We start from the raw sequence: 12,110 nt of genomic DNA on the forward strand, positions 1-12,110 counted from the left end.
CCCTTCGCGGGAGCGAGCTTTCCTCTTTCTGACAATTGCCCCGCGGTACGGCTCCGTCAGCCGTGGGGAGCCGGGAACCCGAGCCAGCGGCTCCTCGCCAGAGCGCGCCATGAGAGGGAATTCGCCCCATCTCACACTCGCGTCACGAAGTTGCAGGAGCCACGCATTGGCATGCGGATAGGTTTTGTGCGACTTTCGGGTAGGGGGCGCATTTCCCCTATCGCAGACTTGTCTATATAGTCATTGGATTCACGGTCGTTGGGGAGGGGCCGGGGGTGCAGCGAAGTCGTGCCCGAGGAGGGCCATGCACTCGACGAACGAACCGGGACGTATCCGAGGCAGACAGGCCGGACAGGCCGCGGTGGAGACCGCCATCATCGTCCCGATGATGGTGTTCATCATCCTGGGCATCATCCAGCTGGGCATGGTGCACAACGCGCGGCTGATGACGGAGTACGCCGTCTATCGGGCGGTGCGCTCGGGCATCGTCAACAATGGAGACTGCGCCTTGATGAGGCGCGCCGCGCTCGCGGGGCTGCTGCCCACGCTGGCGCCCCTGCCCAACCGGGGCGCCGAAAGCTACACCCTGCCGCTGGCGGTAGGCCTCTACAACGCCTACTCGGACGAGCTGCGCAAGCGCGAGTCGTTCTACTCCTCCGTGGGACTCCCCTTGATGCGCGTCGAGGTGGTCAACCCCAAGAAGAGCGAGTTGGACGGCCTGTTCTCCACCTATGGCGCGCACCTGGACCAGTTGGAGCTCGACTACGACGACGTCAGGGATGACCGCATCGTCGAAGCCAACCTGCTGTCCGTGAGGTTGACCTACTTCTACGAGCTGCGCATCCCCTTCGCGAACTGGCAGCTCCACAGCTTCTACATGGGCCGCGAGTTCCTGGACCAGCTCAAGGGCCACCAGTTCGAGAGCCAGCGCGTCGGGGGCAAATCCGCCACCCAGTACCTGCTCGACCGCGGCGCAGCTCGGGACTCGGACCACGGGAAGATCGCCAAGCTCGCGAGGTCGTCCAAGGGCCGCTACCTCATCCCCCTGGTCGCCACCTGGTCCATGCGGATGCAGTCCAACCTCCTCAACAACTCACGGTACGGCCCCGGCTCCTGCGCGGTCGACAACTGAGGCATCCACCCTCTCGCGGAAGGAATTCCATGTTCGCGCTCCTTCGCAGGTTGCGCCGGGATGAACGCGGCCAGGCCATGGTCATCGGCGTCGTCGCCATGCTGGTGCTCGCCGTCAGCGTGATGGTCTCCGTCAGCATCGGTCACGGCGTCTACGAGAAGATCAAGCTCCAGGACGCCGCGGATGCCCAGTCCTACAGCCTCGCGGTGAAGGAGGCCCGGGCCTACAACTTCCTGGCCTATACCAACCGGGCCATGGTCGTTCACTACTCGGCCATGCTCACGGTGATGTCCTACGTGAGCCACGCCGTCTACCTGGACAAGACCATCGGGACGCTCGCGGAGTACGCCCAGTACATCCCGGTGATTGGCGGCATCTTCACGGTCGTCAAACAGGCCATCGACCTCTGGAAACAAGTGGTGGAGCGAGTCGCCCAGGTCCTCATCCCTCTTCTGACCGCGCTCAACGTCGCGCTCTGGCTCGCCCAGGAAGCCATGATGCTCGGCACGGTGAAGGACCTGGCCACGCGCTCGGACGACCCCGTCATCAAACAGACGGACGCCAAGGCCCGCGTCGGGAACATGGGAGGGAGCGGGTCCGAGCTGCTCGACAAGACCCTCAACTACTTCAACATGAAGAACTTCGTCCATGTCGTCGACGACGGGCCACACAGCGGCAAGGGCGCGGTGCTCAGCCTGCTGGACCCCACGGGCCTGACGAAACGCGCCGGGCTCCTCAAAGCCAACAAACTCTCCGACCCTGACATGGCCAAATACCGTCTGTTGATGGGAAACCTCGCCAACGGCGTGCGCCGTCAATGGACCGCCGTCGGAAAAGGCCCCGTCCTCATCGGGCGCAAGTGGAGCCTGCGGGTCTGCGCCGTCATCGCCGAGCTGCGCATCCAGAAGACCGCCGACAGCCAGATCAAGAGCTTCGACGAGGGCTACGAGGACAACCGCAAGGACCAGCTCTACGCTTCCGACGACGTCGTCATCCGCATCCGGCCCGCCTGCCTCTTCGGGAAATGGCACGACCTCTTCACGCTGCGCTTCCGCGCCGCGGCCGACAACCAGGGCGGATACCACCAGGAATACGGGCAGCGGAAGACGGATGACCACCACAAGTGGATGGGCATCACGCCCTTCCTCACGGCGGACCCCAGCTTCATCCGCCCCTGGGAACTCCACTTCGGCTACCCGTGCAACATGAGCGCGTTGTCGAAGGCCATGGACTCCTCGAGGGAGGACAACGCGCCCTCGCCATTCCACCTCGAGCACATGCGGCATCGAGACCGGAGCGGCGCTCAGGGGGCGAATCAGGGCGCAGGCTTCATGTCCGGGAACGGCTCCGGGAAGTTCGACAAAGAGGGGCAGGGAATCAAGGCTGGCTTCCTCGACATCTCCTGGAGCGCGGTGGGTGGGCTCAGCAGCGAGACCGAGCGGTTCCGGCAGCGTACCGGCGGGATGGTTGCCGCCGCAGTCGGCCGCGCCGTCTACCACCGCCCGGGGGACTGGAAGGAAGAACCCAACTTCTTCAACCCGCTCTGGACCGCGCGACTCGCGCCCATCGCCACCCATTGGGAGAAGGAGATCATGGAAGAGCTGGTCCCTGGCCTCCCAGCCGCTCAGCGCCAGTTCCAGAACGCCGTCAACTATTGAAGGAGGCGCCATGGCTGCTCACATGTCCCCGCCACGCGGCAACCGACGTCCCAGGGCCAGGGCGCAACGAGGTGCGGCGACAACGGAGTTCGCCCTCCTCGCCCCCATCCTCCTGGGGCTCATGGTCTGGGCGAACTACTTCTGGGAGGTGCAGCACGTACGACTCAAAGCCGCGGAGGTCGCGCGGTTCGTCTCGTTCGAGCGCACGGTGCGCCCGGACCTGAACCGCATCACCGCCGAGGCCATGGAGCGCTATCAGGACCTCGACGGCGCCACGAAGACCGGTGAACTCCCCAAGGGGTTGGGCTTCCAGAACCGGCTCACCTTGAGCATCAAGGCGGAGGAGGCCGACGCGGCGCTCCAACAGGAGTCGATGGAGGAGCGCGGCGGACTCGGCGGTGCGACGGGCATCATCGGGAAGGCGCTGGGCGCGCTCGGCGCCACTGCGGGAGCGGTCGCGAAGAAGATGGGCTTGGACCCCAGCCGCGGCGCGGTCCACACCGAGGTCGAGATCCGCATCGAGAACGGCATCATCCCCCCGCAGATCGCCTTCCTCGCCACGGGCTTCGACGACGACCGGCTGGACCTGCGCTTCACCGAGAAGCACTTCATGTTCTACGACACGTGGCGCGCGTGGGAGCATGGAGACCGCTCAGACGACAGCTACGCGCGCGTGCAGCAGCACACGCTCGACCGCGTGCGACACATCGCCTACGCGGGGATCGCCTCCGGCGGCGGAGACGTCCTCGACGCGATTGGAAAGGTGCTCTCCGTCCTCGGTCTCGACTTCCCGTTCTCGAATGACTTCATCCGCGACTCCGTCCTCATCCGACACGTGAAGGACGACAGCACCGCCCCCTACGCGAGAGGCCGATATCCGACCCCGACGCCCAACGGAGAACGCCCCACTCGCACCGTGCCCGGAGACGTCCTCCAAGCCGCCTATTGGAAGAGCGATGACGAGGCTTGCTTCGGCGGCAGCTGCGAGCCGGATGAAATCCGATTCAAGCGCGGCCTCAAACCGAGCGGCGAGGACTCCTTCGACGACAACTGGCCGATGCGGGCCTACAACTGCCGCGGCAAGTTCTTCCAGGGAGCCACACGCTCCTCGGCGCCCGAATCCGTCTACGCGCAGTCCGAGACCGAGGGCAAAAGCTATCACTCCTACAGAGATGACGCATGCGCGGTGGTACTCAAGCAGAAACAGTGAGCCCCCCATGCGCGCCCAGGGACGGAACACCCCATGAGGCCACCTTCGGACAGGACGGGCGCGGTCACGCGCGTCATGGGGCTCGGCGGCCTGCTCTTGCTGGTGGCCACGGCAGCGACTTTGCGCGAACCGCCCCCCGCGAATCCATCGCCCGCGCCTGCCCCCGCGCGCGCGCTGGAGCCCGTGACGGCCCCCCCTCATGCGGAGGTGCTGTCGAAGCGCTTCCAAGGAGTCATCCCCGCCTATCCCCGCACGAAGCTCACCCCCATGGGCAGGATGTCCGCCAACGGCAACCCCATGGAGATGGCCTTCTTCGAGACGACGGATGCCGCGGACGACGTGCTCGAGTTCTACGCGCGGGAGTTCCGCAAGGCCGGTCACCACCTGGCCAACGAACCCGACGGAGCGGGAGGCGGCGCGGTGAGCTATTACGACGCGAAGCGGGGGGCCATCATCTCCGTCACCGCCATCGGGCTGGGAGGAGCCAAACCCCTCACCCAGGTCTTCCCGTCCATCGTCGAGGCACAGCAGGGCGTCCACCTCCAGGCCCGCGCACCGGCGTCGCTGCCACGTCCGCCCGGCGCCATGACGATGCTGCGTGTGGATGACCACACCCCGGGGCCCTCCAAGGACAGCATCACCGTCACCGAGGTGGCCCAGGGGACACCTCGAGCCCTGTCCGACTTCTATGTGAAGCAATTCGAGACGCGCGGCTACACGCTGACGGAGGCCCCCTCCTTCACCCAGGGCGTGGCGTACCTCGACTTCATCAAGCCAGGGGAACGCGTATCGCTCTCGCTCTCCCCGGTGGATACGGAAGGCGCCCCCCAGACCCTCGTCACCGTCGTCCTGGAACAAACGCCCGACAAGGAGCACGCCCCATGAACCGATGGATGACCTCCGCGTACGGCTGGCTGCGACGTCCTCGCTCGCGCGGTCAGGCCATGGCCGAATTCTCGCTGCTGCTGATGTCCATGATGCTCCTGGGGTTCGGGGTCTCTTCCTTCGCCCCGGACATGCTCGCCGTCTTCACGATGTACGTGGGCGGCTTCTACATCGTGCTCGGCTATCCCCTGGGGTGAGTCATCCAGGTGACTCACGGCTCGCTCAGGCGCGGAATCTGGATGGGGACCATGTCCAGGGAAGGCTTCGCGCCGGTCCCCGCCTGCTTCGCCACCCACGTGGTCTCCGGGTCGCGCACCGACTCCACACCGAACAAGGGCACGCGAGGCGTGGTCGTCACGACCACGGCGAGTCCCTCCTCCCGTGCGTAGGTCCGCTGGCGCGCCCTCCCCGCGAACGAACCCTCGCGCACCTGCGTCTCCTGCTCCTGGGTCAGGGTGCCTCGAAGCTCCTGTTGGTCCGCGTAGAGGTCCACGGGAATGGACAGCGGCGCATGCGGTGGCGCGGACACGGCAAGCCGCTCGACGAAGGGCCTCTCTCCCCCCACCACCCAGACCACCACCAACATGCGTGGGGTCGTCTCGTGGTCCAACTCCAACTGGTACAGCATGGCGCCATCCTCACGCTGGGACTCCCCCACCACGGCCACACGCGCGCGCACGGAGCCCTTCTTCGCGCGCAGCTCGTACTCCACCCACGTCCCCACGACGGGCTGGAGCTGGCCATAGAGCAGCGGGGCGGGCACCAACGCGCGCGCCTCCTTGAGGCGGGACGGATCCACCACCACGCCTGCGTCCACCTTGGGAGGAGCGCCCGCGTCGGCGGACTCCGCGCGCTCCACGGCGGGAGGCGACGCGGGTGGAGGCTTCAAGGGGACAGGAACCTCCGGACCGCTCTTCGGTTCAGCGCAGGCGCCGAGCATCAGCACGAAGCCGGCAACGAGCATCGGGAAGCGGGGCATGGCCAAATCCTATCTGCTCCGCCCCCCGGCCACGCAACGGGGCACGTCCCCCACGAAAAGGGAGTCCACGGATGATGAGTCTTTGGCGGGTGGGCGTGCTGCTGTCGTGCCTCGTCGCCACCTCGGCGCGCGCCCAGGAGGGAGCCTTGGGAGGGATGCTCGACCTTCCGCTCGTCATCCATGAGGGAGGCTGGGCGCGCTACGAGGGCACCTCCTCGGACGGCCCCTCGAGGTTCGTCTTCAAGGTCGGCGCCAAGGGCAGACATCGGGGTCAACGCGGACGGTGGATGCTGCTGGACGTGGAAGTCCCCTCCGTAGGACGTCTGTCCTTCCACTTCCTGGTGAAGGGCGAGCGCTTCGGCACCAAGGACATCCTGCTGATGAAGGTCTTCACGCCCGGCCAGCGGACGCGAGAGATTGCCCAGCCCTTCAAAGAGGACACCCCACCCAAACGCCAGGGCCGCTTCCTGCAGAAGCGGACGGAGACGGTCGCGGGCCGGACGATGGAGATCCTCGAGTACTCCTTCCCCTCCGGCGTCATGGCGGAGTGGTCCCAGTCCGTGCCCGGCATGGGACTCGTGCGGCTGGGCGGCGCCGACCCCTTCCACCTCGTCGACTTCGGCGTGGGCGGAGACCCGTGGAAGGAGAAGGCCCCCCCCGCGATGTTCCCCGTGGCGCCGAAGAAGCCCTGAGCCTCAGCGCGACGGGCCGCGCGAGGCCAGCCCCGCCTGGAGCAACTGACGCTTCACCTCGTCCGCGTCCTGGCCCGGCAGCCGCGTCTCCAGTCGCAGCGACGCGCCCCGCCCCGCCTGGAGCACCACACGGGGCGGCTCCCCGTCGCCACGCTGGAGGGTGAACCACTCCAAATCGCGGAAGCGGGTGCGCCGGCCCAGCGGGTCGATGAAGCCCTCCGTCGACAGGTACAGCCCTGGCACCAGGTTCAGCCCGATGCCGGCCAGCCACGCCCCCACGCCCAGACAGAAGACGCCGAACGCGGGGCGGGCCTCCGTGTGCAACAGGTGCACCCCCAGGAGCCCCAGGAGCCCCATGGCCCCGAGCACCTGCACGTAGGTGCCCACGCGTGAGCGCGAACCCAGCACGACGACCTCGCGCGCGCGGAGCAGCGACACCAGCGACGCCAGGGACAGGACCGCCAGGGCGCCCGCCGCCACGGCCACGCCCATCGACATCAGCCCGCGCTGGCCGCCGAGCACCCGCGCCTCCAGCAGGAGCCACGTCGTGCACCCGCCGAAGAACTTGAAGGACATCAACTGGAAGACGACGGGCAGCGTGGGGAAACGAGGCGTCTTCATGGGAGCCCGAGCGCACCACAACCTCCGCGCGCTTGGGAAGGGCCCCACCCTTCAGCGCTTGCGCCCGCGCCGCGCGGAGGCCGGCCCGGGGAGCGACTCGACGAGCTGCCGGTACTGCCGGGGGCTCAGCCCCGTCACCTGCTTGAACTGGCGCGACAGCGCGCTCTGGTCACAGAACCCCACCGCGAGCGCGATGGTGGCGATGGCCTGCGCCCCCTCCGACAGCCGCTCCGCCGCCGCGTCGATGCGCGTCTTCATGATGAACTGCCCGGCGGAGAGCTGGAAGATGCGCCGCATGCGCCGCTCGAACTGCGCCGCGGACATGCCCGCGCGCCGCGCCAGCGAGTCGATGCGCAGCCGCTCCGCGTAGTGCGCCTGGATGTGGTCGATGGTCGCCGCGAAGCGCTCGTCCACCAGCCCCGCGCGCCCCGGTTCGTGGATGTCCTTGGACAGACACGCCAGCCCCAGCACCTCGCCGGAGGCGTCGAACAGCGGCACCTTGCTCGTCAGGCACCAGCCTGGCTCCCGGTTGTTGAAGAGCGTCAGGTCCAGGTTGTCCACGATGGGGCGCCCCGTGCGGAACACCCGCTCGTCCTGCCGCACGTAGCGGTCCGCCATGTGCCGGGGGAACAGCTCGTGCGCGGTGCGCCCCACCGCCGCCGCCTTGCTCTCCAGGCCGCAGCGCTCCGCGCACGCCTCGCTGATGCACACGTACCGCCCCTGGATGTCCTTCACCGAGAAGACGATGTCCGGCACCCGGTCGAACAGCTCCTCCGCGAAGAGCGGATTCGCCACCCGGCCCATGAACTCCCTTCTCCAGGTCTCGAGGGTTTCGCGCGCTTTGGTGGTTTCCATTCGTCACCGCGAGGGAAAGACACAAGAAGGTCCTACTTGCTCACGAATACCTTGAACACCACGTGAAACCCACGTCGGTGTCACTCGGACGGAAGACACCGTGCCACAGCCCCCACACCCCGAGGAGTCGAAGCATGCGCCTTCCTTTCACGGATTGGTGTCGCTGTCACATCTCCCTCGCCGTCTGTCTCACGCTGTCCACCGCGGGAGCCCATGCCCGCCCGGGAGGCCCTTCGCCCGCCGGAGTCGCTCGCGTCCATGGGCAGGAGCACGCTTCTCGACGCATCCAGCCTGACGAGCGCGAGCCCGACGTCCCGCCCCAGCAACTGCGCCAGTCCCTGACGCAGCCCCCCTCCCGGCGCGCACGACTGGCCGCGTGTGACACCGCGGCCTTCGCGTCCGCCAGCGGCAGCGCGCTCGTCACGCTGGTGAAGGGCTCCACGGACGACTGCGTCAATTCGTTGTTCGGTGTCACGGGCACGCAGGCGGGCCAGGTGTTCGGCGAGGCGAAGATGGTCACCATCGCCAACGCGCTGACCAGCACCGCGGGCACCTACCCGGGCACCAACACCACGCAGGCGCTCCAGCTCATCCTCTTCCTGCGCGCCGGCTACTACGTGCAGTACTACCAACCGGACGTCGTGGGCAGCTACGGCACCGCGCTGCGCAATGCCATCCGTCCCGCGCTCGGCGCCTTCGTCGCCAACGCCCACTTCACCGACGTGAACGATGCCCACGGCGCGGTGCTCGGCGAGTTCGTCATCCTCATCGACAGCTCGTCGGAGAACGCGCGGCACCTGGGCACGTTCAAGGGACTGCTCACCCGCTTCGACGAGGCGGCGCGGGCCTCCTGGTACATGCGCAACGCCACCAACAACGTCTTCACCGGCCTGTTCCGGGGGCACTACAACGCGGACTTCGTCACGGCCGTGCAGGCCGACAGCTCCATCCTCGACACGCTGGAGTCCTTCGTCGCGCGCAACGAGTCCCTGCTGGGCACCGACGACCAGTACCTCCCGGTCAACGCCACGCGCGAGCTGGCGCGCTTCCTCCAGTACACCGGCGCGCTGCGCGACAAGACACGCCCCAAGGTGAAGGGCCTCATCGCGAGCCACGCCATGACGGGCCCCGGCGCGGGCGTCTGGGTGGGGGCGGCGGAGATGGCGGACTACTACGACGGCGCCAACTGCGCCTACTACGGCATCTGCGACTTCCGGCGCGCGCTGGAGCAGGCGGTGCTGAAGGTCAGCTACAGCTGTGGCGCCACGCTGCGGCTGCGGGCCCAGGACATGACGTCCGCGCAGCTCACCCAGAGCTGCTCCAAGCTGGCGACCCAGGAGTCCTACTTCCACGAGAAGCTGAAGACGGGGCGCGTCCCCGTCGCGGGTGACGGCAACACGTCGTTGGAGATGGTCGTCTTCGACAGCAGCACGGACTACCAGACGTATGCGGGCGCGCTGTTCGGCATCGACACCAACAACGGTGGCATGTACCTGGAGGGCGACCCGGCCGCGGCCGGCAACCAGGCGCGCTTCATCGCCTACGAGGCGGAGTGGGTGCGGCCCACGTTCCAGATATGGAACCTGGAGCACGAGTACGTCCACTACCTGGACGGCCGCTTCGACATGAAGGGCGACTTCGGCGCCAGCACCAGCCAGCCCACCATCTGGTGGATCGAAGGCCTGGCCGAATACATCTCGAAGAAGGACGACAACGCCTACGCCGTGGACCTGGGCACCAGCAAGGCGTACCGGCTCAGCCAGCTTCTGCGCAACGACTACAACAGCGGCACGGAGCGCGTCTATTACTGGGGCTATCTGGGCGTGCGCTTCATGTTCGAGCGGCACGCGAAGGAGGTGGCCACGATGCTCGGCCAGTTCCGCGCGGGCAACTACACCGGCTATCGCACCACGCTGGACGGTCTGGGGACGACGCTCGACACGGAGTTCCACGCGTGGATCGACTGTGTGTCGTCCGCGACCGACCCGGGCACCTGCGCCGGCGAGGGTCCGCTCCCGGGTCCTGGCTCCGGGACGAGCACGCCCTGCACGGACCCCAACCCCATGGCGCTGGGCAAGAACTGCTACCGGGACGCGCTGGCCCACGGCGACGTGCTCTACTTCTACCTGTGGATGCCCACCGGCACGCGCAACCTCCGCTTCCAGACGAGCGGCGGCACCGGCAACGCCGACCTCTACATCCGCGCGGGGACCTGGCCCACGACGACCACGTATGACCACCGGCCGTATCTCGCGGGGAACGACGAGACGGTGGACATCGCCTCGCCCGTCACCGGCGGCTACTACTACGTCATGCTCAAGGCACGGGCGCCCTATACGGGCGTGAAGCTGGAGTCCCGCTACGACGCGGCTCCTTGAGCAGCAGGAGCCACTTCACCTGCGGCCACCGGAGCGCCGAGAGAACCCGGCGCTCCGAACCACCCGCGGACCGGTGAGGAGTCACGCGGACGCGTGCCACTGCTCACTCCCGCTTCAGCACGCCATCCACGGTGCGCCACAGGCTCAGCGGGTTCGCCTCGCGAAGCTCCGCCGGCAGCAGCGCGTCCGGCACGTCCTGGAAGCACACCGGCCGCGCGAAGCGGCGGATGGCGCCCGTCCCCACCGCGGTGAAGCGGCCATCCGAGCTGGCCGGGAAGGGACCGCCATGCACCATCGCGGGGCAGACCTCCACACCGGTGGGCACGCCGTTCACCAGCACCCGCCCCACGCGGTCCGCCAGCACGGGCAACAACTGCGCCGCGCACTCGTGGTCCGCCGCGTCCACCATCAACGTGGCCGTGAGCTGGCCCTCCAGGCGCGAGGCCACCCGCGTCAGCTCCACCACGTCCCGGGCCCGCGTCAGCACCGCGCAGCTCCCGAACACCTCCTCGGTCAGTGCACCCTGCGACAGCACCACGCCGGCCTCCGCCTCGAACAGCGCGGCCGCGCCATGCGCCCCCGTCGACGCCCCCTGCACACACGTCCGCGTGTCCTGACGCGAGGCGAGCCGCTCCACGCCCTCGCGGAAGCGCGCGGCGATGGCGGGCGTCAACATGGGCGCGGCGGGAGCGCCACCCAGCTTCTCCACGAGGCGCGCACGGAAGGCCTCGTAGCCCGGCCCGTCCACCGCGACGAGCAACCCGGGCGACGTGCAGAACTGGCCCGCGCCCTGGAGGATGGACGCGGCCAGCGAGTCCGCCAACACCTGCGGACGCGCGGCCAGCGCCTCCGGCAACAGGAACACGGGGTTGATGGAGCCCATCTCCGCGAACACGGGGATGGGCACGGCGCGCGAGGCGGCCAGCTCCATCAACGCGCGCCCTCCCGCGCGGGAACCCGTGAAGCCCACGGCGCGGATGGCGGGGTGGCGCACCAGCGCCTGCCCCACCTCGATGCCCGCGTCGAGGAGCAGCGAGAAGACCCCCTCGGACAGTCCACAGGCGGCCACGGCCGCGCGAATCTTCAGGCCCGCCAGCTCGGACGTGGCCGGGTGCGCCGGGTGCGCCTTGGCGACGACGGGACACCCCGCGGCCAGCGCGGACGCGGTGTCGCCCCCCGCAACGGAGAAGGCGAGCGGGAAGTTGCTCGCGCCGAACACGGCCACCGGGCCCACGGCGCGCAGCATGGAGCGCAGGTCCGGGCGCGGCGCGGGGCGACGGTCGGGCAGCGCCCGGTCGATGCGCGCGTCCACCCAGCTCCCCTCCTCCAACAGCCGGGCGAAGAGCCGGAACTGGTTGGCGGCGCGGCCCAGCTCGTTCTGGATGCGCGCCGGAGGCAGGCCCGTCTCCTTCGGGGTGATGGCGAGGAACTCCGCCTCCGCGCCAGCCAACGCCTCCGCGACGTGCTCCAGGAACACGGCGCGCTGGCGCGCGGACAGGGCCGCGAAGGCCGGCGCGGCCTCCTCCGCCAGTTGGCAGGCCCGCGCCACCTCGTGCGGCAGCGCGCCATGGAAGCGCGGCTCGAGCGCCACGTTCTCCGTCGGGTTCCAGCCCGTGAAGGTCGGCCCACCGGGTTCCCCACGTCCCGCGCCAATCAGCGACAATCCCGTCCCACTCATTCCCGTGTCCTCTCCAGCGTAG

Annotated in this window: 11 protein-coding genes; 7 read left to right on the forward strand and 4 right to left on the reverse strand. The window is 68.5% G+C overall.

The window, feature by feature from the left end:
• Positions 1-304 precede the first annotated feature (304 nt).
• The 5 genes from LZ198_RS24985 to LZ198_RS25005 are packed head-to-tail and all read left to right on the forward strand — an operon-like array spanning position 305 to position 5,082.
• Positions 305-1,132, forward strand: a complete 828-nt coding sequence (locus LZ198_RS24985) for a TadE/TadG family type IV pilus assembly protein (protein ID WP_253974548.1) — start codon at positions 305-307, stop codon at positions 1,130-1,132.
• 29 nt (positions 1,133-1,161) lie between these two features.
• Positions 1,162-2,790: a TadE/TadG family type IV pilus assembly protein gene (locus LZ198_RS24990; protein WP_253974549.1), complete on the forward strand. Its 1,629-nt coding sequence runs from the start codon at positions 1,162-1,164 to the stop codon at positions 2,788-2,790.
• Positions 2,791-2,800: 10 nt separating this feature from the next.
• A complete protein-coding gene (locus LZ198_RS24995) occupies positions 2,801-4,000 on the forward strand; it encodes a TadE/TadG family type IV pilus assembly protein (protein ID WP_253974550.1) in 1,200 nt (399 codons plus the stop codon).
• Between the two features lie 33 nt (positions 4,001-4,033).
• Entirely contained in the window at positions 4,034-4,885 is an 852-nt protein-coding gene (locus tag LZ198_RS25000; protein ID WP_253974551.1) for a hypothetical protein, read from the forward strand.
• The gene (locus LZ198_RS25005) at positions 4,882-5,082 is read left to right on the forward strand and encodes a hypothetical protein (protein WP_253974552.1); all 201 of its coding nucleotides are present in this window, start codon (positions 4,882-4,884) and stop codon (positions 5,080-5,082) included. Before LZ198_RS25000 ends, LZ198_RS25005 begins: the two co-directional genes overlap by 4 nt.
• Positions 5,083-5,096: 14 nt before the next feature.
• On the opposite strand, the gene LZ198_RS25010 is transcribed toward LZ198_RS25005, so the two are convergent.
• Positions 5,097-5,864: a hypothetical protein gene (locus LZ198_RS25010; RefSeq protein WP_253974553.1), complete on the reverse strand. Its 768-nt coding sequence runs from the start codon at positions 5,862-5,864 to the stop codon at positions 5,097-5,099.
• Positions 5,865-5,935: 71 nt separating this feature from the next.
• Here LZ198_RS25010 and LZ198_RS25015 point away from each other — a divergent pair, with 71 nt between their 5' ends.
• Positions 5,936-6,556, forward strand: a complete 621-nt coding sequence (locus LZ198_RS25015; protein WP_253974554.1) for a hypothetical protein — start codon at positions 5,936-5,938, stop codon at positions 6,554-6,556.
• Between the two features lie 3 nt (positions 6,557-6,559).
• Here LZ198_RS25015 and LZ198_RS25020 read toward each other — a convergent pair whose 3' ends face one another.
• Positions 6,560-7,177: a hypothetical protein gene (locus LZ198_RS25020; protein WP_253974555.1), complete on the reverse strand. Its 618-nt coding sequence runs from the start codon at positions 7,175-7,177 to the stop codon at positions 6,560-6,562.
• A gap of 51 nt (positions 7,178-7,228) precedes the next feature.
• Positions 7,229-7,981 (reverse strand): AraC family transcriptional regulator, encoded by a 753-nt coding sequence (locus LZ198_RS25025; protein ID WP_253974556.1) that lies wholly within the window; start codon positions 7,979-7,981, stop codon positions 7,229-7,231.
• 185 nt (positions 7,982-8,166) lie between these two features.
• On the opposite strand from LZ198_RS25025, the gene LZ198_RS25030 reads away from it, so the two are divergent.
• Positions 8,167-10,410 carry a M9 family metallopeptidase gene (locus LZ198_RS25030; protein WP_253974557.1) on the forward strand — a complete coding sequence of 748 codons (2,244 nt, stop codon included), beginning with the start codon at positions 8,167-8,169 and terminating at the stop codon, positions 10,408-10,410.
• 103 nt (positions 10,411-10,513) lie between these two features.
• On the opposite strand, the gene LZ198_RS25035 is transcribed toward LZ198_RS25030, so the two are convergent.
• The gene (locus tag LZ198_RS25035; RefSeq protein ID WP_253974558.1) at positions 10,514-12,088 is read right to left on the reverse strand and encodes an aldehyde dehydrogenase (NADP(+)); all 1,575 of its coding nucleotides are present in this window, start codon (positions 12,086-12,088) and stop codon (positions 10,514-10,516) included.
• Positions 12,089-12,110 lie beyond the last annotated feature (22 nt).

This window comes from Myxococcus dinghuensis (genome assembly GCF_024198235.1).
GTDB lineage: Bacteria > Myxococcota > Myxococcia > Myxococcales > Myxococcaceae > Myxococcus > Myxococcus dinghuensis.

Coding starts and splice junctions, on each gene's coding strand:
- LZ198_RS24985 (WP_253974548.1), top strand. CDS start 305: ATGCACTCGACGAACGAACCGGGACGTATCCGAGGCAGACAGGCCGGA.
- LZ198_RS24995 (WP_253974550.1), top strand. CDS start 2,801: ATGGCTGCTCACATGTCCCCGCCACGCGGCAACCGACGTCCCAGGGCC.
- LZ198_RS25010 (WP_253974553.1), bottom strand. CDS start 5,864: ATGCCCCGCTTCCCGATGCTCGTTGCCGGCTTCGTGCTGATGCTCGGC.
- LZ198_RS25035 (WP_253974558.1), bottom strand. CDS start 12,088: ATGAGTGGGACGGGATTGTCGCTGATTGGCGCGGGACGTGGGGAACCC.
- LZ198_RS25030 (WP_253974557.1), top strand. CDS start 8,167: ATGCGCCTTCCTTTCACGGATTGGTGTCGCTGTCACATCTCCCTCGCC.
- LZ198_RS24990 (WP_253974549.1), top strand. CDS start 1,162: ATGTTCGCGCTCCTTCGCAGGTTGCGCCGGGATGAACGCGGCCAGGCC.
- LZ198_RS25025 (WP_253974556.1), bottom strand. CDS start 7,981: ATGGGCCGGGTGGCGAATCCGCTCTTCGCGGAGGAGCTGTTCGACCGG.
- LZ198_RS25015 (WP_253974554.1), top strand. CDS start 5,936: ATGATGAGTCTTTGGCGGGTGGGCGTGCTGCTGTCGTGCCTCGTCGCC.
- LZ198_RS25005 (WP_253974552.1), top strand. CDS start 4,882: ATGAACCGATGGATGACCTCCGCGTACGGCTGGCTGCGACGTCCTCGC.
- LZ198_RS25020 (WP_253974555.1), bottom strand. CDS start 7,177: ATGAAGACGCCTCGTTTCCCCACGCTGCCCGTCGTCTTCCAGTTGATG.
- LZ198_RS25000 (WP_253974551.1), top strand. CDS start 4,034: ATGAGGCCACCTTCGGACAGGACGGGCGCGGTCACGCGCGTCATGGGG.